This window comes from Psychrobacter sp. JCM 18901 (genome assembly GCF_000586435.1).
Classification (GTDB): Bacteria; Pseudomonadota; Gammaproteobacteria; order Pseudomonadales; family Moraxellaceae; genus Psychrobacter.
Window position 1 is genome coordinate 280,683 of sequence record NZ_BAWH01000001.1, and the last position, 20,033, is coordinate 300,715.

The 20,033-nt window shown below is 42.5% G+C and carries 18 protein-coding genes and 4 pseudogenes; 9 read left to right on the forward strand and 13 right to left on the reverse strand.

The window, feature by feature from the left end:
• Positions 1-15: 15 nt before the first annotated feature.
• The 4 genes from rpsR to ppsA form a co-directional block, all read right to left on the reverse strand.
• The gene (gene rpsR, locus TT11_RS01405; RefSeq protein WP_010198808.1) at positions 16-246 is read right to left on the reverse strand and encodes a 30S ribosomal protein S18; all 231 of its coding nucleotides are present in this window, start codon (positions 244-246) and stop codon (positions 16-18) included.
• A gap of 16 nt (positions 247-262) precedes the next feature.
• Positions 263-667, reverse strand: coding sequence for a 30S ribosomal protein S6 (rpsF, locus tag TT11_RS01410; RefSeq protein ID WP_101205443.1), 405 nt, complete (start codon positions 665-667; stop codon positions 263-265).
• A gap of 297 nt (positions 668-964) precedes the next feature.
• Positions 965-1,930: an RDD family protein gene (locus tag TT11_RS01415; protein WP_261868838.1), complete on the reverse strand. Its 966-nt coding sequence runs from the start codon at positions 1,928-1,930 to the stop codon at positions 965-967.
• A gap of 126 nt (positions 1,931-2,056) precedes the next feature.
• Positions 2,057-4,441, reverse strand: a complete 2,385-nt coding sequence (ppsA, locus tag TT11_RS01420) for a phosphoenolpyruvate synthase (RefSeq protein ID WP_261868839.1) — start codon at positions 4,439-4,441, stop codon at positions 2,057-2,059.
• Between the two features lie 713 nt (positions 4,442-5,154).
• Here ppsA and TT11_RS01425 point away from each other — a divergent pair.
• The 4 genes and pseudogenes from TT11_RS01425 (at position 5,155) to sthA (ending at position 8,332) form a co-directional block, all read left to right on the forward strand.
• Positions 5,155-6,051 (forward strand): annotated as a pseudogene (locus tag TT11_RS01425) (pyruvate, water dikinase regulatory protein).
• A 270-nt stretch (positions 6,052-6,321) separates the two neighbouring features.
• Positions 6,322-6,582, forward strand: a complete 261-nt coding sequence (locus TT11_RS01430; protein WP_261868840.1) for a DUF4377 domain-containing protein — start codon at positions 6,322-6,324, stop codon at positions 6,580-6,582.
• Positions 6,583-6,682: 100 nt separating this feature from the next.
• The gene (locus TT11_RS01435) at positions 6,683-6,841 is read left to right on the forward strand and encodes a hypothetical protein (RefSeq protein WP_261868841.1); all 159 of its coding nucleotides are present in this window, start codon (positions 6,683-6,685) and stop codon (positions 6,839-6,841) included.
• 7 nt (positions 6,842-6,848) lie between these two features.
• A pseudogene (gene sthA, locus TT11_RS01440) lies at positions 6,849-8,332 on the forward strand (Si-specific NAD(P)(+) transhydrogenase).
• A 195-nt stretch (positions 8,333-8,527) separates the two neighbouring features.
• On the opposite strand, the gene TT11_RS01445 reads toward sthA, so the two are convergent.
• The 9 genes from TT11_RS01445 to TT11_RS01485 form a co-directional block, all read right to left on the reverse strand.
• The gene (locus TT11_RS01445; RefSeq protein WP_261868842.1) at positions 8,528-9,625 is read right to left on the reverse strand and encodes an ABC transporter permease; all 1,098 of its coding nucleotides are present in this window, start codon (positions 9,623-9,625) and stop codon (positions 8,528-8,530) included.
• Complete coding sequence (locus tag TT11_RS01450) at positions 9,625-10,932, reverse strand: ABC transporter permease (RefSeq protein ID WP_261868843.1); 1,308 nt, start codon at positions 10,930-10,932, stop codon at positions 9,625-9,627. The genes TT11_RS01445 and TT11_RS01450 overlap by 1 nt, the downstream gene beginning before the upstream one ends.
• Before the next feature lie 3 nt (positions 10,933-10,935).
• Positions 10,936-11,328 (reverse strand): HlyD family secretion protein, encoded by a 393-nt coding sequence (locus TT11_RS01455; protein ID WP_370587746.1) that lies wholly within the window; start codon positions 11,326-11,328, stop codon positions 10,936-10,938.
• Positions 11,329-11,360: 32 nt separating this feature from the next.
• Positions 11,361-11,783: a biotin/lipoyl-binding protein gene (locus TT11_RS01460; protein WP_261868844.1), complete on the reverse strand. Its 423-nt coding sequence runs from the start codon at positions 11,781-11,783 to the stop codon at positions 11,361-11,363.
• A gap of 96 nt (positions 11,784-11,879) precedes the next feature.
• On the reverse strand, positions 11,880-12,134 hold the full coding sequence (locus tag TT11_RS01465; RefSeq protein ID WP_261868845.1) for a hypothetical protein: 255 nt from the start codon (positions 12,132-12,134) through the stop codon (positions 11,880-11,882).
• Between the two features lie 48 nt (positions 12,135-12,182).
• The gene (locus TT11_RS01470; protein WP_180958108.1) at positions 12,183-13,049 is read right to left on the reverse strand and encodes a YihY/virulence factor BrkB family protein; all 867 of its coding nucleotides are present in this window, start codon (positions 13,047-13,049) and stop codon (positions 12,183-12,185) included.
• A 102-nt stretch (positions 13,050-13,151) separates the two neighbouring features.
• Positions 13,152-13,409 (reverse strand): TolC family protein, encoded by a 258-nt coding sequence (locus tag TT11_RS01475; protein ID WP_261868846.1) that lies wholly within the window; start codon positions 13,407-13,409, stop codon positions 13,152-13,154.
• Positions 13,410-13,610: 201 nt separating this feature from the next.
• The gene (locus tag TT11_RS01480) at positions 13,611-14,240 is read right to left on the reverse strand and encodes a TolC family protein (protein WP_370587747.1); all 630 of its coding nucleotides are present in this window, start codon (positions 14,238-14,240) and stop codon (positions 13,611-13,613) included.
• 106 nt (positions 14,241-14,346) lie between these two features.
• A complete protein-coding gene (locus TT11_RS01485) occupies positions 14,347-14,808 on the reverse strand; it encodes a hypothetical protein (RefSeq protein WP_261868847.1) in 462 nt (153 codons plus the stop codon).
• 532 nt (positions 14,809-15,340) lie between these two features.
• Here TT11_RS01485 and glpK point away from each other — a divergent pair.
• The 5 genes and pseudogenes from glpK to TT11_RS01510 all read left to right on the forward strand — a co-directional run bounded on the left by glpK (position 15,341) and on the right by TT11_RS01510 (position 19,929).
• Positions 15,341-16,952, forward strand: a pseudogene (glpK, locus tag TT11_RS01490) (glycerol kinase GlpK).
• Between the two features lie 247 nt (positions 16,953-17,199).
• A complete protein-coding gene (locus TT11_RS01495) occupies positions 17,200-17,712 on the forward strand; it encodes a hypothetical protein (protein ID WP_057759401.1) in 513 nt (170 codons plus the stop codon).
• A gap of 267 nt (positions 17,713-17,979) precedes the next feature.
• Entirely contained in the window at positions 17,980-18,525 is a 546-nt protein-coding gene (locus TT11_RS01500) for an endonuclease/exonuclease/phosphatase family protein (RefSeq protein ID WP_261868848.1), read from the forward strand.
• A 49-nt stretch (positions 18,526-18,574) separates the two neighbouring features.
• Positions 18,575-19,000 (forward strand): endonuclease/exonuclease/phosphatase family protein, encoded by a 426-nt coding sequence (locus TT11_RS01505; RefSeq protein WP_261868849.1) that lies wholly within the window; start codon positions 18,575-18,577, stop codon positions 18,998-19,000.
• Between the two features lie 235 nt (positions 19,001-19,235).
• Positions 19,236-19,929 (forward strand): annotated as a pseudogene (locus TT11_RS01510) (TetR/AcrR family transcriptional regulator).
• The last annotated feature ends 104 nt before the right edge of the window (positions 19,930-20,033 follow it).

Below are 20,033 nucleotides of genomic sequence, written 5' to 3' on the forward strand. Positions count from 1 at the left end.
ATTCCTAGTTAGCGGTTAACCTTGATGGTTATCAGTGTATGGAAGTAGCGATAAGTAACGAGCTTGCTTGATAGCAGTCGCTAATTGACGCTGATATTTAGTAGATGTACCAGTAATACGGCTTGGTACGATTTTACCATTATCACTAATGTACTGTTTTAGCAATTCAACATCTTTATAGTCGATGTGAGTGATGCCTTCAGCAGTGAAACGGCAGAATTTGCGACGGCGATAGAAACGTGCCATGAGTATTCTCCTTTAATTAGTCTTCACTGTTGTCGTTGTCGTCATTATCGTTTTCACGATTGTCTGGACGACGAGTAGTTGCTTTGCGTGCGCGTTTTTCATCGGCATTCTTGGCTAACTGCGACTCTTCAGTGACAGCTTCGTCACGGCGCATAACTAGACTACGAATGATCGCGTCGTTATAACGGAATAATTCTTCAAGTTCAGCTAAAGTTTCACCGTCAGTTTCAATGTTGAAAAGAACGTAATGAGCTTTGTGAATCTTGTTGATTGGATAAGCCAGTTGACGACGGCCCCAATCCTCTAGACGATGGATAACACCGTTGTTGTCTTGAACTAACTTGATGTAGCGCTCAACCATGCCGACCACTTGGTCGCTTTGGTCTGGGTGTACAAGTAACACCAGTTCGTAATGTCGCATTATGACTCCTTACGGATTAGTAGCTATTAACCCTATGTTAATAGCAAGGAGATTTATAAGGTAAGCCCAATTCTAGTCATATTTTATAAAAAAACAATCAAGAATAAGCTTAGTTTATAAAGCGCCGTATTATAACAGTACTCGGCAACTAACACAAAGGTTAATCATCAAGCTACTGCCAATAAAATATAAAAAGAGGCTAAATAAGCTTTGCTAAATAAAAAAAGCCGCGATAGTACGCAGCTTTTTTAATTATAACGAGCTATAAAACCAATAACCAAACCAAAATACTGTTATTCAGATTTTGATTTTTTTTACCAGTTGGCTACTGTCTGCTTTAACCACTAAGGTTTTGGCAAGTTTGTCATGCCAACCAATGTTTTCAGGGCTTTTAGATGCCATGTAATAATGGATAGCAATAATCACAAAGCCTAAAAAGCTGGTAAACGAAAACAGTAAGTTATAGATAATAAACAACAATAACGTACGTGTACCGATAAGCTTAATAAATGAAGGTAGGCGATGCGTGGTTTGGTCCACAACACGAATACCAGTGATCAGCTTGCCTAGCGATTGACCACGCATGGTAATAAATACCAATTGTAAGGCAAATAGCCCAAAGACCATCACTTGTGACATCATCAATGTGCTACTAGGAAGACTTTCCATCAGGCTCATTGAGTATTGATAGGCGGCGTCCATATCTTGAATGTTTTGGAACTTGGTATAGTCCACATCCATCTTAGTCAATGCCATTACTAGCGGCAGTATAGCCAATATATAAAGTAGGCCATTTAATGCAGTCGCCAATACGCGTGACATAATTGGCGCAAGTACCACGTTGCCGACGACTTTGTCATTGTCTGCAACAGCCTTTTTAAGAGTAGACTTGTTTAATGAGACATTGTTGTGCGGCGTTTGATGACGATTGGTCGTCATGTCGGCTTTCACGTTTTTAGGACGTTCAGGCTTGCCATATAATCTATCTAACGATACTGACTTATCATCTTTCGCTTTATTGGTATCTTCAGGGAAGACGGTCACGTTATTGATGATAGAGTCGTTTACTTCAGGCGTGTTAGCACTGGTCGGGCGATAAACCGTTTGGTTATTGGTAAGATCACCTACGCGCTGCCACTGAGCTAAGCCTTCATGCCACATCAGATCATCAAGCAATACTTCACCAGATGCCAGCATGATATTCAGCTGCTCCAACTGATATGGGCCAGCTTGTACGTTATTTCGAGCAAGGAAAATCTGCATAATTGCCTGCATAGTTAGTCATGTCTTAGGACATTATATTAGGGTCTATTTGAAAAAAATCAAATAGACCTAATAGTGGTATCTTTAATGACTGTGTGAATGACCGCTGTGACTAAACGTAGCGGTTTACTTCGCTTCTTCACCAGCTAAGAAGAACCAAGTATCTAGTACTGAGTCAGGGTTTAATGACACTGAGCTGATACCTTGCTCCATTAGCCAGAATGCTAGATCTGGATGGTCTGATGGACCTTGACCACAGATACCGACATACTTACCAGCTTTGCGGCAAGCTTCGATAGCCATAGATAATAGTTTCTTAACAGCAGGATCACGCTCATCAAATAGATGTGAGACGATACCTGAGTCACGGTCAAGACCAAGCGTCAACTGAGTCAAATCGTTAGAACCGATTGAGAAACCATCGAAATGCTCTAGGAATTCTTCTGCTAATAGGGCGTTGGTTGGTAGCTCACACATCATGATGACGCGTAGACCATTTTCGCCACGTTTTAGACCATTTTTCTCAAGTAACTCGATGACTTCTTTGGCTTCGCCAACAGTACGTACGAATGGAATCATGATCTCAACGTTGGTCAAGCCCATGTCATCACGTACACGTTTTAGTGCTTTACACTCAAGCTCAAAACAGTCACGGAAGTTATCAGACACATAACGGCTAGCACCGCGGAAACCAAGCATTGGGTTCTCTTCTGATGGCTCGTATAATTTACCACCAAGCAGGTTAGCGTATTCGTTTGATTTGAAATCTGACATACGAACGATCACTGGCTGATCCATGAAGGCAACAGCTAGCGTTGAGATACCTTCGACCAATTTATCAACATAGAAGTCAACAGGTGACGCATAGCCTGCGATGCGCTCTTGGATTGCTTGCGCAATTTCACGTGGCAAGCTGTTCATGTTTAGCAAGGCTTTTGGATGCACACCAATCATACGGTTGATGATGAACTCTAGACGTGCAAGACCGATACCTTCGTTTGGCATTTGGGTAAATGAGAATGCGCGATCTGGGTTACCAACGTTCATCATCACTTTGAATGCTAGCTCTGGCATAGATTCAACAGAGTTAGTCTGTACTTCAAAATCAATCTGGCTTTCATAAATGAAACCAGTGTCACCTTCAGCACAAGAAGCAGTTACGTCTTGACCATCAACCAATAGCTCAGTTGCGTTACCACAACCAACGATAGCTGGCACCCCTAGCTCACGCGCGATAATAGCAGCGTGACAGGTACGACCACCACGGTTGGTGATGATAGCAGAAGCGCGCTTCATAACTGGTTCCCAATCCGGATCAGTCATGTCTGATACGAGTACGTCGCCTTCTTCTACTTTGTCCATCTCGTTTAGGTTGCTAACGATACGCACTTTACCTGAACCGATACGCTGACCGATTGAACGACCTTCACACAATACTTTTGCGCCAGTCGTGTCGATGACATAACGTTCCATTACGTTGCTGTCTTGACGGCTCTTAACAGTCTCAGGACGTGCTTGAACGATAAAGATTTCGTTAGTATCGCCATCTTTTGCCCACTCGATATCCATCGCTTGGCCATAATGCTGTTCAATCGTTACCGCTTGCTTGGCAAGTGAGGTTAGCTCTTCAGTAGATAAAGAGAACTGCATGCGATCTTGTTTTTCAACATCAACGGTTTTAACTGATTTAGCAGTGCTGCCTTCATCACCATAAACCATTTTCTTATGTTTGCTACCTAGGTTGCGGCGGATAACTGATGGCTTACCATTGGCTAGCAATTTCTTAGAGATGTAGAACTCATCTGGGTTAACCGCACCCTGTACAACCATTTCACCTAGGCCATAGCTTGACGTGATGAATACCACTTGATCAAAGCCACTTTCGGTATCTAGCGTGAACATAACACCAGCAGCACCAGTCTCTGAACGTACCATACGCTGTACAGCAGCAGATAGTGCAACGCCTTCGTGCTCAAAACCTTTGTGTACACGGTAAGAGATTGCACGGTCGTTATATAGAGAAGCAAATACTTCTTTAATAGCAATTAGAACGTTATCAATACCGCGAATGTTCAAGAAGGTTTCTTGTTGACCTGCAAATGACGCATCTGGCAAATCTTCAGCAGTAGCAGAAGAACGTACAGCAACAGCGATGTCTTCGCCGCCACTCATGGTTTCAAATGATTGACGTACTTCTTGCTCAAGATCTTTTGGCAGTTCTTGCTCAATAATCCAAGTACGAATCTTTTTACCAGTTTCTGCAAGTTTTTTTACATCATCAACATCTAATGTTTTTAGTTCATTGTTGATTTTGTCAAGCAAGCCGGTTTCAGTCAAAAATCGGTTGAATGCATTTGAAGTGGTGGCAAAGCCGCCTGGAACACTAACGCCTAAATCAGAAAGATGGCTGATCATTTCGCCAAGCGAAGCGTTCTTACCACCAACCATTTCGATGTCGTCTTTTCCTAGCTGATCAAGATTGATTACAAGTGCTGTAGATTGCGCTGCCATGATAACTCCAGAAAATAAGGTTATTTAGTAAAGATTATAACGGTGAATTATACCGCCATATTAGGACAATTTCGAGGGTTTTCACCAAAAAAACTTGTTAAAAATATACAAATTGTGGGGTTTGCTACATAAATTAGGGCCAGTCTAATCAAGTTTCGTATTTACTCAGATAAAAAAATCTCATTGCTAGTGACGATGTTATGCACTTTCAAAAGCCAATTACTGCATAAAATAGATGTATTCAAATAAGCCACATTTAGAGTATTTCTACAATTTATGTTTCAATCTTATGTATCTGTATAAACAAAGCATAATAGAAGAAGCATAAAAAAATACCTCAATGAAAGGTGAATTAACTATGGTGACAAGATTAAAAACAATGTTGGTGCTAAGTGTACGCCTGTAACATTGATTTCTATTAAGAGGCTAATATGCGTATAATGTAGCGCATAGATAGTTGATGCGCATTGCATATTAAATGTGCGGTATAGGTGCTGAAAAAGGTTCGTTTTAAGAAGGCAGTTATAAAACTTAGTTATACGAGTTATAAAGGCAGCTATAAGAAGCCGAGTAAAATTCACGCCATTAATAGTCAATAACTGCTAAACGTTTACCAAGTCTGAATTATTACTAAGATCTATACCAAATACCCAGAGCTATACCAAAAACTAAATGAAGGTCACTATTGAGTTTTCAACCGAGGTGTCAACGATATGTACTCAAGCAATCCATCTGAACAAGTTAAGTCCACTATCCAAAATCGCCATGCGCTAAACTTGGACAGCTCACAAGCCATTAGAACGGCGTTTTTTTATCTCAGATGGCACAGCGATTACGGCTGAGACACTTGGACGCGCTATTTTGAGTCAGTTTGCCTCAGTTCCCTTTGAGACAAGAGTATTGCCATACGTCGATAGCTTAGAGCGTGCGGAAGATGCGGTTGAACAAATCAATCTGGCCTATCAGCGCGATGGATCGTTGCCATTGGTTTTCGATACGATCGTTAATCCTGAGATTCGTGAAAAGATCAACTCAGCACACAGCTGTAACTTAGATATGTATGAAGGTCTGATCGGCCGTGTTGCAGAAGAGACTGGCGTAGAGCCAGATGGTCATTCAGGCATGCACATGATGATGTCGATTCTGAAACCTATAAAGAGCGTATCGATGCAGTGCATTTTGCCTTAGATAATGACGATGGAGCGCGTACTCGTCACTATAATGCAGCCGATATTATTTTGGTGGGTGTGTCGCGCTCTGGTAAGACGCCGACTTCTTTATATTTAGCATTACAATTCGGTATTCGAGCGGCTAACTATCCTTTGACCGAAGATGATTTGTACGACAATCAGTTGCCGAAAGCATTACGTGAGCACAAAGACAAACTATTTGGTTTGCTTATTGATACTGATCGCTTGGTAAAAATCCGTCAAGAGCGCCGTGCAGGCAGTCGTTATTCTAGCTATCAGCAATGCCAGCAAGAGCAGCGCGCGATTCAGGGTATCTATATCACGCATGGTATCCCGAGCTTAGATGTATCAGAGATGTCTGTTGAAGAGATTGCCACGCGTATTTTGCAGATGACAGGTCTCAAACGCCGTATCGGGTAGTGAATGTCAGCTTAAACAGTATCTGTTCAATCGGTATTAATAAGTGTTCAGGCAGCTTTAATAAATGCGCAAAAAAACACTAATAAACATACATCATTTCATCCTAGATAATTATCATATAGAGAATATTATGATTTCAGCCTATCAATCTATAAAGCCATCGTTGTTGCTGGCAGGTTTAATCAGTGCTGCGACTTACTGAGTGCTTGTCAAACATCACCATTTGCAAAGGATCCAGTACCTGAGCCGCGCTATATTCCAAGTATCGTATTGGGAGAAGCGCAGACACTGACCGTCATGCCAAACCGTGTGGCCTGTGCCTCAGAACTGCCAATGCAGTGCCTACTTGCTAAGTCTAAAGACGGTAGCGTATTCCAGATTCCTTATGACTGGATCGACGATTTCAAACCAGCCCTTGGTACAGAGTACATCATTAGCGCCCGCCCGCAGATTGATGAAGGGCAAAAGAGCGCCACTGGTCATTGGACATTGCAAAACATACTGTCACAACGTATGGTGGGCATGCCTTAGTAGGGCGGTATTCATTTATCTACATGATACTAACTCATCTACATATTGATTCATTTATATCTCAAACATTTACTCGATAAATAAATATAAAGAGGACATCATGGTAAGTAAAAGTGCAAGCGACGAGACCAATGATACTGGTAAAGATATTCATACCGAAGTATCAAATAAATCTAGCGGACACGTGCCAAGCCCTGAACATACCGAAGGTAAGAACAAAAAAAGAAAAGATAGAGCAGACTCACGAGCAAGTGACTGATGATGTCATGCATCATCCTGACTTAGTGAATCCGCTCGATGACACACGAATCGATATTAAGTCTGGCTTTACCAAAGACTCTCGTCGTCTAAAAAGTGACGACCATGAGTATGAGTATGATGCCGTTGTTTTAGGGGCGGGGCCTGCTGGTGAAGCCGCTGCTATGAAGCTGACTAAGTCTGGTAAAAAAAGTTGTCGTCGTCGATCCACGTGATCAAGTAGGGGGTAACTCTACTCACGTCGGTACGATTCCAAGTAAAGCACTACGCCAATCTGTATTTAACTTGATTAACTTCCGCCGTGATCCAATGTTTACCAAGGCGATGGAATATAAGCAAGTACCGCTAAATGAAGTACTGGCCAAGCGCGTCAAGTTATTCGTCGTCAAGTTAGTACCCATACACGTTTTTATGAGCGCAACCGTATCGAAGTCATTCAAGGCTGGGCAAGTTTCATTGACGCTCATACGCTACGTATTGAAGTCGATGAAAATGTTTATGAAACCATCACTTTTAATAAAGCCATCATTACTGTCGGTAGTCGTCCCTACCGTCCTGAGATTTTAGACTTTAACCATCCACGCGTTTTTGACTCTGACAAAATCTTGCAAATGGATTATGTGGTTAAAAAAATCATCATTTATGGTGCAGGGGTGATTGGTTGTGAGTACGCGTCTATCTTTACTGGTCTTGGCTACAAAGTTGATTTGATCAATAACCAAGATCAGTTGCTCAACTACTTAGACAGCGAAATCAGTGATGCCATCGCGCATGACTTTAGACAGTTCGGTGTGCTTATCCGTAGTAACGAAGAGATTGATCATCTTGAGACTCATGATGATTATGTGGTTTTACACTTAAAGAGCGGCAAGCGCATCAAATCTGATGCCATTCTTTGGTCAAATGGTCGCTCAGGTAATACTGAAGGCTTGAACTTAGAAGCCATTGGGCTAAAAGCAAACGGCCGTGGTCAGCTAAAAGTAGATGATACTTACTGTACGGACGTCGACAATATCTATGCTGCTGGTGACGTCATCGGTTGGCCATCGTTAGCTTCTGCCGCCTACGACCAAGGGCGCTGTGCTGCTGCCTTTATGGTCGGTGATAGCGATGCTGAGCCAGTATCTAGTGTGCCTACGGGTATTTATACGATTCCTGAGATCTCTTGTATCGGTAAGACAGAGCAAGAGCTCACGGATGAAAAAGTTCCGTATGAAGTGGGTCAGGCGTTCTTTAAACATCTGGCACGTGCCAAATTATCGGTGAACGTTCGGGCGTATTAAAGATATTATTCCATCGTGATACGTTAGAAATTCTAGGTATCCATTGCTATGGTAACCACGCTTCAGAAATTATTCATATCGGTCAAGCAGTGATGAAGTGCAAGAGCAACAATACGCTTGAGTACTTTGTAAATACGACTTTCAACTATCCAACGATGGCAGAAGCGTATCGTGTGGCAGCATTGAATGGTTTGAACCGAGTGTTTTAAACCATTGTCTATTGATATCGTATAAATAAAAAGCGCCTACTACTATATTATTAATAGTGCAGGCGCTTTTTTTTATGCTCATAGATTTCATTAATTTGAAGATTTATAAGTAGGCTTTTCGCTGCGGAATACGCTTGCGTAAGAATAGCAATAAAACAAAATAGAGCAACCACAAGCCAGCCAACGCATAAAATCCTATAGAGACTTGAGAGACACTGGCACCCATTTGATTAAGCTGTACAGAGGTATTGATTGCAGGCGTGGTCGGTACCAGCAACGTATTGCTTGTAATACTTGAGGCAATTGGTCAGCTGGCCAAGGGTAGCCGCTTAAGAAAAATATCGGTAAGGAGATAAAAATTAAGATCTGCATACTGCGCTCACGCTGCCGGAACCATAATCCGAGCACGCAGCCGAGCGTTGCGACTGTCGGACAAAATAGTGCCAAAAACAGCAGCGTACCAAGCATGTTTTGTCCACGTGGATAATGATGTAGCTCAAACGCCCAACCATAATAAAAGCAGCCAACGATAAAACTAAGTGAGCTCAAAGCCCCAATACGTCCTAGCCAGCCACGTATACTGGTACTGTGACGGCGCTGCTCATACCATGTGCCAATCAGCATCGCAGTCGCCATTAAAAGTGTCTGCTGTAAAATAATAACAGAGACAGCAGGTACGACATAAGCACCATAGCCCTCGGTTTGGTTATATAGTGGCATAATCCGTAGCGGTACAGCTTGCGTGTTCTGCGCTGCGGTAGATGCATAAGCGCCTTTCGCAATGCTTTTCTTTACCTTAATGCCTGCCGATACCGTACCTACTGCTTGAGAGAATCCCAATTGGACGTTCTTATTTAAAATAAAATAACCGCCATTACCCAGTACACTGACGTGTGCTTGCTCTCCGGACTTAACTTGTTCTTCAAGACCAGTTGGAATCACCATATAGCCTGCAATTTGATCTGACCATATGGCTTCTTTGGCAGCCTGCTCATTGATAAATCGTTCAGTATCTAGGTATGGGCTAGCACTCGCATAGCGAACGAGAGTACGCGATAAGTTGCTGTTGTCATGATCAATGATACCTACTGGCACATGATTGACTACTTCAGATGAGTAAGGCCAAGGATAGAAAAACCCATAGATAATAGGGGCAATAATTAACATCAAAAGTACGCCTTTATCGCCAAAGACGTCTTTGAAAGTTTGAATAAAGCTAGTCCAAAAACTTTGTGATGCTGGCGTGATCGTTGATGTAGCTTTTGAGTGTGTATTATTTGATTGTGCAGACATTAGCGTGCTCCCCAACGTTCAGGATGCGCCAATGCGCGTTTGGTTAATAGTGCTGTAAGTACTAGCGCTATTACGGTCGCAAGCATGAGGCCATAGACGATAGGTAGAGATATGGCAATCGGCGCTTGCATTTGTAACTGTGCAATATGGAGCTTTAAATAATGCGTTAGCGGCAGGGCATTTGACCAATATTGTGCGCTGTCACTAATCGCAATATAAGGAAAAGTAACACCAGCAAAGGCGTAAGAAGGCGCTGAAATAAATCCGGTGGTCGATAGACCCATACGTAATGAAAAAGAATTCAAAGTAAAAATAGCACCTAGCCAAAACGACAATATCATTAGGCACAAAAACCCAGCATAAACTGCCACGAGAGACATGATGTTGATATTCTGATTGGACGTTGCCAGCCACAATATCAACGCTGACCACAAGCTATAGGCCAGTATTGGCCAAAAGTATTTACCTAATAAGCCAAATACTAAAACTGATAGGCTGACCGAATTGGGCATTTTTGCATTCGATGATGCTTTGTTATCGCTGCTATTTTGTTTGGTTGATAGCGAAGATGTCGTTTTTGAAGGTTTAGATAAGGTTAGATTAGGCTTTTCTGTATCAATAAAACGGTACCAGCGACCGATATTTTTATCACGTAACTCGCGGCCAATTGTGGTTGCGCCAATGACCATTGCCAATATATGTAATAAGGCAGGTATGACGGTCGATGCCAAAAACTGCTGATAATTGGTCGCAGCATTGAATAAGCTAATACGCTGCACACTGATAGGCGCATAAGCCGTCGTCGCTTGTGATGGCGCTACGCCTTGTTTGACCAATCGTTTGATCTCTACGCCTGCGGATAATGTACTAGCGACCGCTTGGACACCTGCCTGAATAATACCAGAGTGCGTACCGTACTGTGCATTAACTTGCAGAGTCAACGGAGCAGGCTGGCTCGATAATATATTACGAGAAAAGTCTTCTGGAATAATGACAACAGCGTAAATGTCACGCTGTAAAATGGCAGCCTCTGCATCCGCTTGGGAGTAATACAGCTGTCTGACTGTCAAAGTAGGACTGGCCTCTAGGTAACGGACGGCAGTATTGGCAACAGCGCTATTGTCTTGATCGATGACTCCGATAGGCAAATCGGTAATTTGAGTCTGTGAAAATATCCACCATATTAGCAGCACCGTTGCCAGTGGTATCCATACCACCATGCTAAAGTCCCAATGATTTTTTGCCAAAAAACGGCGCTCGTAGGCTGCACTGCGTAAAAAAGCCTCACTTAACTTAGTCAAGTGCATGGCTTACTCTTGGTTCTGATTGACAGGAGTAGGGTTGATACGTACAACCACACTCATACCTGAGCGGATACGGGCATCGGGCTTAGAGGGCCGTGCCTTTACCTCAAAAGTGCGCACATCAAAACCATCATCGTTATTGGTCGGACGCCAAGTGGCAAAGTCTGATAAGGTCGATGTCGCATAGACGGTAAATTGTTTTGTATAAGGTTTATCCGCTGATGACAGCGCTGGAATAGTACCGGTAAATGTTTGACCAATAGCAAATTGATTTAAATAAGACTCAGTGACGTTAAGTACCACCCATTGGTCATTGGTATCTACCAACGTCAGGAGCGGAACCCCTTGACCGATGACTTCTCCAGCACTCACGATGACATTATCGACGATACCAGCGATAGGACTTCTTAGGTTCGCTTCCTCTTTTGCTACTAGCGCTTCATCGAGTTTTGCATCGACTGTGCGACTTGTGCAGTGGCCGCTGACTTATCTTCAGTACGTGCGCCTTCTAGTGCCAAATCATACTGCAAGCGGGCTGCTTCGGTTTGGTCTTGAGTAGCAAGATATTGCGCATATGCTTCATCGCGCTTTTGTCGCGCCATCAAACCTTCTTCGTAAAGGCGATTGACACGCTGATAGGTGTTTTCTGCTAAGTCAGACGCCGCTTTATTAGCTTGCCAAGCGGCTTTTGCTTGGGCGATTTCTTGCGGGCGCGCACCATTTTCTGCTTTATCTAATTGACTTTGTGCGATTTGCTTACCAGCACGTGCTTGATTAATCTTGGCATTAATCTCAGGCGAATCCATCTCAACCAGTTGCTGACCTGCCGTTACCGTATCACCCTCTGTTACCATAATCTGGGCAATACGCCTGGTACTTTTGCAGCGATAGACGTTTGCTGCATCTGCATTTGTCCTTGCAGCGTAATAACTTCTGGCTCGCTATGCGCGTTACTTTTGTATAAGCCGTACGCAATCGTACCAAGGACAATCAGTATGAATAGTGCAAGTAATCCTTTTTTTCATACGTGCAGATTTGTCAGTTTTAGAGGCGTCACGATTATAAGTAGGTGTCGGTTGCTCTGGTTTAATATCAGACACGTCTTCTACAGGATCGACTGAATTTTGTGTATCTTGAGAGGTCACTGACTCGGTTGCATCAGTTGATTTATTTGAGTCGTCTGATTCACGTGGTAATTCTGTCATGACAATGAGATTCCTAAAGCAACAAAGTTGAAAATAAAGGGTTTATTACTAGTACACTCGAAACGCATAAGGTTTGGCGTTGTCTATGGTTTCAGAATTAAAAATAGCACCAAGAGCGACGATAAATGCTGAATAATAGAGCCATAGCATAATGACCACAGCAGCTGAAAGCGCGCCAAACTCAGCACTATAGTTATTAAAATTTTGCACATAAATTGAAAATAAGATGGACAATATAATCCATAAAACCGTTGCCAGCGCAGCGCCCGGCATCAACTTTTTGAGAGCGACGGCATCACGATTTGGGGCTAGGCGATAAAGACCCAAAAAGCTTAAGAATATGATACCTGTCAATATTGGCCACCTGCTCCAAAGCGCAATTGTCTTTGCTATCTGAGGGAAAGGGAAGTAGGCCGCCCCCAAAGGAATAATCGCGATAGAGGAGACCGCGATAATCAATACGACTACTGCTGCAAAGGTCAAACCAACTGCGCGAATCGTGCTTTGTACAAAACTACGCTCTTGCGTAATATGGAACGCAAGGTTAATAAGAATAATTAAAGACTTGATACCTTTAGAGCCAGCGTAAAGTGCGAGCAAGGACGATATAAGCAGGCTGAAAGTCAGGGCAGACGTAGTTGTAGAAACCAACTCGCTCAGACGGGAGTTGAGCACTTCATATACTGTATCAGGTATAAATTGACTCAAAAGCGAGATTTGCTCTTGCATCTCGGCGGGAGAAAACGCAAGACCATAAAGTAGGACAAACACAGCCATCACGGGAAAAATTGATAAGAATCCAAAGAAACCTACGCTTGCGCAATGCGCCCAAACATTAGAATTATTGGCAATACGCCACGTTTCTAGTAACGTCTGTAGCCAGTTTTTTATCGATTTAGAGGTCAATTCTTTCATAAAAGCAGCTGTTCGTAATAGGGTTGGTAATAGTATTTTTGATGTCGACTTCATGGTAATACAAAGCATTTATCAGCACGACTTATGGTTTATCACATCACATCATTGCTCAGTATATAAAGTAGGCAACCGAATGTCAGCGGCGTTGAGATAAGCATTAAAAGCAAGTGGCGTACCGCAGCTCTGCATAAGGGCAGCCAGTGACTGTACATAGTCATTAGCAGCTTGTGCTTGCTCGGTACGTGCCTTAAGTGATTGCGTCTGTGCCTGCACCACGTCAACGGTAGTATTTACACCTTCTTGTAATCCTAAGCGTCGTAGTCGTAATACTTCTGCTGCCAAATCAACATTGCTTTGCAATGCCTGATAGCGTGATTGAGCATTATTGACATCGTGCCAGTTTTTTTTCTACCAGTAGCAATAAATTGTCACTGACTTCAATCTCAGAGAGATCGGCCTGACGAATTTTGGCATTACTGGATGCTAATGATGCGGCTTTATCGAGTCCGCCCCATAGCTTCCAACTGGCAGATATACCAGCGACCCAGCTTGGATCTTTCTCTACCTGACCATAACCGTATAGTAATACCGTAGCTTGTAGCCTGTATCTGATAGCGCATGTAACTGCTGAGCCTGTGCTCGCTTGGCGGCAACTTTTTGTAGTCCGGGATGGTTATTTAGTGCCAAGTCCTGAAAGTAGCTCACATCTGGTAGGGGGCGACTAGAGACAAACAAAGGCGTGGTCGGCTTGATGCGATAGTCGGTACGTAGTAGACGCTGTAGCGCAATCATAGCTAGGCGCGCGTCATTATTCGCATTGACGGATTCACTCTTGGCATCCGCAAGCGCCGACTGTGCTTCTAGTCTATCGACACGTGAGATAAAACCTTCTTCAAACAGACGCTCGGCCATATGGTCGGTCTGTTGCAATGTATCGTAAGCGTCTTCTCGTAAGTAAGCAGCGATAATCGCTAGCTGTGCCTTAAAATAACGCTCAATTAACGTATTATAAAGCTCATTTTTATCCAGTACGCTATCAGCCATCGCTTCTTGTGTACGTGCATCCGAGGCGCCAGTCAATGCGTCTGTACGCCCAGCAGTATAAATAGGCCAAACGACACCAAGACCTGCACCCGACGTAGAGCCTGAGCGCTTGAAGTTATAAGAGTCGGGAATACGCTCACCGACCAGCTCACCAAAGTCTGGTAGGTCTGCTGTAGGAGGACTATGTTATCTACGCCATTGTTTACTTCGTTGACGATACCGCTTCTGAGAGAAGATAAATCTATATCCTCATCTAAATGATAGCACTGGCAGATACTCGAGCAAATACGAGCGGATTGTCGATAGTTCTGAGCGCGTCAGTTTGGTATTCGCTAGCGGCAATCGCTGCTTGATTGGCAGCAATTTTAGGTGATACTTGTACCAGAAGCTTTTGCGCTTGCTCTAAGCTCAAAAAGCTTGAGACGTCTAATGCGTAGCTGTTATCGACTGTTTTATGTGTAATAGGGTCCACAAGCGTAGACAGTGCCTGCGATTTAGCCTTATTAGGGTTTGGTACTGTAAGAAAAGGCGCGACAGCTGGTTTATCATTATCAGTTGGACTATCAGCATTTATGATTTGTGTCACAGCCACTGGTGTAACATCATCTGACACTTCTATACTGTCAGTGTCAGTGCTTGCGTAAGTCATGACAGGCACGCTCATGACTGCAGCTGTCATCATAGCAGTCGGTAGCGCTGATAAAATGAATTTCATAAGTCACATAAGCCATTAATTAGAATGTAAGGTATTATAAAATAAGGAACAGCACCGATAGGTTTCATTGCTCAGGATATAAAGTTGCTGAACTATTATAGACTATTTGCTAGCTAGCGAAAGAATGATGCTTAAATAAATCATTCATATTCTAATATAAAAATACGTCTATATTAAAAGTGCTAACAAGCGGTCATTCGTCATAAGAGGTACACTGTAGAGCCACAATGGTGACGGGTCAATGCTCAGTATTTTGCCGTTTTCTATTGTGCGACCAGTAGCGGTATGATAGAGGATTGATTTAATTTTTAAATATCTGTTTATAAGTAACAACATAGCCAACAAGACGTTTTCAATTCAAGCAATTTATTTTTAGTTAGATTTTGTTTTTAATCTCATTATGAAAGCATTTAGGCAGTAATTAACAAATAGAAAATGCTCAATCAGTCAATCAGTCAATCAGTCAATCAGTCAATGAATAGTCACTAAATGGCTATCAAACAGAATAAACAATATTAGCAGAGGATGTGTCATGGCAGGGTATATTTTAGCGTTGGATCAAGGGACCACATCGAGTCGAGCGATATTGTACGATGATCATGCGCGTCCTATCAAAATGGTACAACAGCCAACGACGCTGCAAACACCAAGAGCTGGATTCGTTGAACAAGATGCACAGCAAATTTGGCAAACTCAGATTAGTTGTGCACATGATGTTATTAATCGGGCAGGACTGCTTGCCACTGACGTTACCAGTATCGCGATTACCAATCAGCGTGAGTCGATTGTGATGTGGGATAAGCAAACTGGTAAGCCACTGGCTCCCGCCATCATTTGGCAAGACAGGCGTACCGCAAATTATTGTAAGACGCTTGCTGCTGAAAGCGCTAGCAATAGCATGAATGACCCTGTGCATCAGAGCATTGATAGTGTCAATATGGCACATGAAGTACAGCGTATTACAGGTCTGCGTTTAGATCCGTATTTTAGTGCCAGTAAGATTGCTTGGTTACTCGAAAACAACCCGAAGCTGAGTGTACGAGCCAGCAGAGGTGAGATAGCGGTCGGCACGATTGATAGTTGGCTGATTTATAAGCTCACAGGCGGTGAACATGTCATTGATGTGACCAATGCTTCTCGTACATTGCTATTTGATATCCATAAGCTGGCATGGTCAGAGACACTTTGTGACCGTTTTGCTATACCTATGCATATATTGCCTAAAGTACTACCGTCCGACGGCGATTTTGGCAAAACCAAAAAAAGGCCTGTTTGCAAAGCAAATACCCATTCAAGCGGTATTGGGTGATCAGCAAGCAGCACTTTTTGGGCAAGGTTGCCTTGATGCAGGCATGGCCAAAAACACTTATGGTACAGGCTGTTTTATGCTGATGAATATTGGCCAGCAGCCAAAACTGAGTGAGCATAAGCTGCTAACCACCATCGCGTGGCAACGTAAAACGTCACCAATTCGTCCAGACAATTTATCATTTGACCAAATCGTACAATCAGGCAAGCGCATGCTACAACCGCCCAAAAAGGAAGTCACTTATGCCCTAGAGGGCAGTGTCTTTATGGCGGGGGCTATCGTTCAATGGCTGCGTGATAATTTGGGTATGATTCAGCAGAGTAGTGATGTCGAAGACTTAGCCCGTCAAGTAGACAGTAGCGAAGATGTCGTTCTATTACCGGCATTTACTGGATTGGGCGCGCCTTACTGGCGCTCTGATATCAGTGCTAGCATCACTGGTATGAGCCGCGGCACTACTAAGGCACATATTGCACGCGCTGCATTGGAGGCCGTTGCTTATCAAACCTATGATGTGCTTATCGCTATGCAAAAGGACAGCCCTCATCCTTTGACTGAGCTGAGAGTAGATGGTGGCGCTGCAAATAATGATTTACTCATGCAGTTCCAAGCAGATTTGTTGGGTGTTCCGGTATTACGTCCTAGAGATACAGAGATTACGGCAAAGGGCGCGGCACTACTCGCAGGTCTGAAAACTGGGCTATATGATGAATCGACAATGAAAGCTTCATGGCAGGTAGATCGCGTGTTTGAACCAAGTATGTCGGCTGATACTCGTGAGCGACATCTTGCTAAATGGCAACAAGCTATCAAAAGGTCTCTAATGCCGTTATAAGATTGATTTAATTAGTAAATTTATTGTGATAGTACATTTATAATTACTCAAAGTATGAGGCTGCCGTACACAAATGTGATAAAGATACAGGCTGTAACGCAAGATAATCGCAATACGGACACAGTTTACAAAATCGGCCTATCTGTCCTTACCTATAAATTTCTATACTTCAATTGGATTTAGTAAGACCGCTAGTTTTTAGTAAATAAATAATTCAATAAATAATAAATAATTTAAGGACAATACTATGAGTAACCATGATGCTATCGATCGCAGTGAAGTAAAACATATGTCAAAAGAGACAAAAGAAGATTTAAACGCAGACATTATTACCGGTGAGCCAGGCTCGCATCCAGTAGGTACAGGTATCGGCGGTGTAGGCGGTGCAGCAGCAGGTGCAGCTATCGGCACAATGGCAGGTCCACTAGGTACGCTAATTGGTGGTGCTATCGGTGCTATCGTTGGTGGCGGCGCAGGTCATGCAGCAGCTGAAGCCATTGATCCAACTCACGAAGAAGCGTACTGGCGTGCAGAGTACGCAAATGCAGATTATCATAGAGAAGAATACGATTTCGACCGTGACTTGCATCCAGCATATGCAGTTGGTTATGCGAACCGTGCTCGTTATCCAGTAGATGCTCGTTTTGAAGATCATGAAGCAGATTTAGAGCGTTCATGGCACGAAGTAAAAGGTGAGTCTCGCATGGAATGGAACGAAGCGCGTCAAGCATCACGTGATGCATGGAACCGTGTATCATAAGAGAGTTTAGGTAACTATTAGAACGGTTAGTCAAACATTTTGGTAAAAAAATGCACTTAGTAATTAGCTAATATTAGAGATTGCTATATCATTACCTAAAATAGATTAATTGTACGTCCAGTTCTATTAGTAAATCTACTTATCAACATTTATGCTATTTTGAAACTTCCAAAGTTTAACTTTGGGAGTTTTTTTAGGCATAAAATTTGCAGCGTATACACATACGTGAATATTATGTACTATAATAATGAGAACGATGGGGAATATATGAGTAATAACACTGAAAGTCATAAACAGTTTTATATCGCAACGGCCAACCTGCTGAACTTTGCGAACCCTAATCGAACTTATTATGAAAATGCGCCAGCTTATAATGATAAAGCCTATGAACATAAGCTGCGAGGTCTTACAGATTTATTGGCTAAAGCGCATGCTGACATTATCGCAGTACAAGAGGTTTGGGATAGTAATGCATTAGAGACGCTGGCTGTTTCACTAGGTTTCAAGCCTGAGCATGCGGTCATTCCACTTGCAAGTAATGATAGCGCGAGTATATACACCAAAGGCATGGGTGCACAGAATACACCTGCTGTCGGTATTATCAGCAGATTTGAGCAGTTAGAAACCAGTTTGCTAGAAGATATAGCACCAAAAGCCATTATTGATGTACCTGATATCGGTCCTTATCAACGCTTCAACCGTCCTCCATTAGTGTTACGTGTTGACGCGTACGGGCAGCCCATTACAGTTATTACAGCGCATCTAAAAAGCAAACGTGCTTTTTCTTACGTGACGAAAATGGTGACCTATTAGAAGATATGGACGATCCAAATATTCGAGTTCGCGCCAAGCTTCGTAGTTTATGTATGCGCGCGGCAGAAGCGGCTCTATCCGTATGTCTATTATAGAGCGATTGCAACATACCCGTGAACCATTGATTCTATTGGGTGATATGAATGATGTCACAGGAAGCGTGACTACTCAGTTGATGACGGAAACTGGTGAAGTTAACTACGACAAAAGTATGCGTGATGTCGCACTTTTTGATGCTGCTCGTATTCAAGCACGGTATGGTTGGATGAAAGATGTCGCATACACCCATATATATCAAGGTATGCCAGAAGTTATCGATCAGCTATTTGTCTCTGAAGAGTTTTTGCCTGATAGTAAGTTTTCGCTCGGTTATGTTGAACGAGTCGATTATTTTAATGATCATTTGAAATGGGACTATGACGATAGAGTGACCGATCATGGTATTATAAGGGCGAAAATAAAACTCAAAGATTAACTTTATAAAATTAGACGGTTAGCTCTATTAAATTGCTGAGCGTATTATTGTTTTTAACCTATTCATGTCCCTTGCTTGATGCTATACAAGCGTTTATGATGCCTCTGCATTGAATATAGTAGTGACCATATAGCTTTATATTTTAGCCAACAGGCAACTATCCTTGATTTGAGGATAATTACTATTCGATGAAAGTTATATTTATAAAATAGGGCGTAACATTAAGAGATTTACAATGAGTGATAACAAAGACGAAAAGATCGAAGATGTGTTGGTAGATTCGGAATTGGCAAAGAAGCTTGTACCTAATAAGTTTAAGTTTACTAGCCAGCAAGGTCGTGCACGTCGTCAAAAACTATTGGCTGGTGCCAAAAAGTTGAGCGAAACACATGCTATTAACGATATTACGTTAGCAGCTGTGTGTGAAGAAGCGGGCATACCAAGAGCTTCTGCTTATCATTTCTTCCCTAATATTGAAGCAATATTTTTAGCATTGCGTTTTTTTGAATGCGATTGAAATATTAGAGATGGTAGAGACGGTCGATATTGGCAACTATGACAGATGGCAAGGGTATCTAACGGCGCTTATCGATCGTTGTATTACGATATTCCATAACGATGAGACAAAAGCCAAGCTTATATATGACACCAATACACCTGATTTTGAAGGTGACAGCTTTGGTGAAGATATGGATCATCAAATTGTTGATCTGGTCTATAAGCGTTTGTCAGAGCGTTATGAGATGCCAAACTTTCATGATATCCAAGATACCTTGTTGATTGCTTATAGCATCGTAAATGCTATCTTTACGTTGTCTTATCGCCGTCATCAGGGTATCACTGAAGAGTATATCCAAGAAGCAAATACAGCATTTATTGCTTATTTACGTTGTTACCTACCAGAAAAGTTGCCACGTAAAAACCGATAATTGAGCTTACTTTAAACATAAAAAAAAGCCGACAAATATGTCGGCTTTTTTATGTTTAATTTTTAGTATAGGATTGGAAGTAATAAAGATTAATATCTCTAATA

Coding starts and splice junctions, on each gene's coding strand:
- rpsR (WP_010198808.1), bottom strand. CDS start 246: ATGGCACGTTTCTATCGCCGTCGCAAATTCTGCCGTTTCACTGCTGAA.
- rpsF (WP_101205443.1), bottom strand. CDS start 667: ATGCGACATTACGAACTGGTGTTACTTGTACACCCAGACCAAAGCGAC.
- TT11_RS01415 (WP_261868838.1), bottom strand. CDS start 1,930: ATGCAGATTTTCCTTGCTCGAAATAACGTACAAGCTGGCCCATATCAG.
- ppsA (WP_261868839.1), bottom strand. CDS start 4,441: ATGGCAGCGCAATCTACAGCACTTGTAATCAATCTTGATCAGCTAGGA.
- TT11_RS01435 (WP_261868841.1), top strand. CDS start 6,683: ATGGTAAGTAAAAGTGCAAGCGACGAGACCAATGATACTGGTAAAGAT.
- TT11_RS01445 (WP_261868842.1), bottom strand. CDS start 9,625: ATGTCTGCACAATCAAATAATACACACTCAAAAGCTACATCAACGATC.
- TT11_RS01450 (WP_261868843.1), bottom strand. CDS start 10,932: ATGCACTTGACTAAGTTAAGTGAGGCTTTTTTACGCAGTGCAGCCTAC.
- TT11_RS01460 (WP_261868844.1), bottom strand. CDS start 11,783: ATGGTAACAGAGGGTGATACGGTAACGGCAGGTCAGCAACTGGTTGAG.
- TT11_RS01465 (WP_261868845.1), bottom strand. CDS start 12,134: ATGACAGAATTACCACGTGAATCAGACGACTCAAATAAATCAACTGAT.
- TT11_RS01470 (WP_180958108.1), bottom strand. CDS start 13,049: ATGAAAGAATTGACCTCTAAATCGATAAAAAACTGGCTACAGACGTTA.
- TT11_RS01485 (WP_261868847.1), bottom strand. CDS start 14,808: ATGAAATTCATTTTATCAGCGCTACCGACTGCTATGATGACAGCTGCA.
- TT11_RS01495 (WP_057759401.1), top strand. CDS start 17,200: ATGAGTAACCATGATGCTATCGATCGCAGTGAAGTAAAACATATGTCA.
- TT11_RS01500 (WP_261868848.1), top strand. CDS start 17,980: ATGAGTAATAACACTGAAAGTCATAAACAGTTTTATATCGCAACGGCC.
- TT11_RS01505 (WP_261868849.1), top strand. CDS start 18,575: ATGTATGCGCGCGGCAGAAGCGGCTCTATCCGTATGTCTATTATAGAG.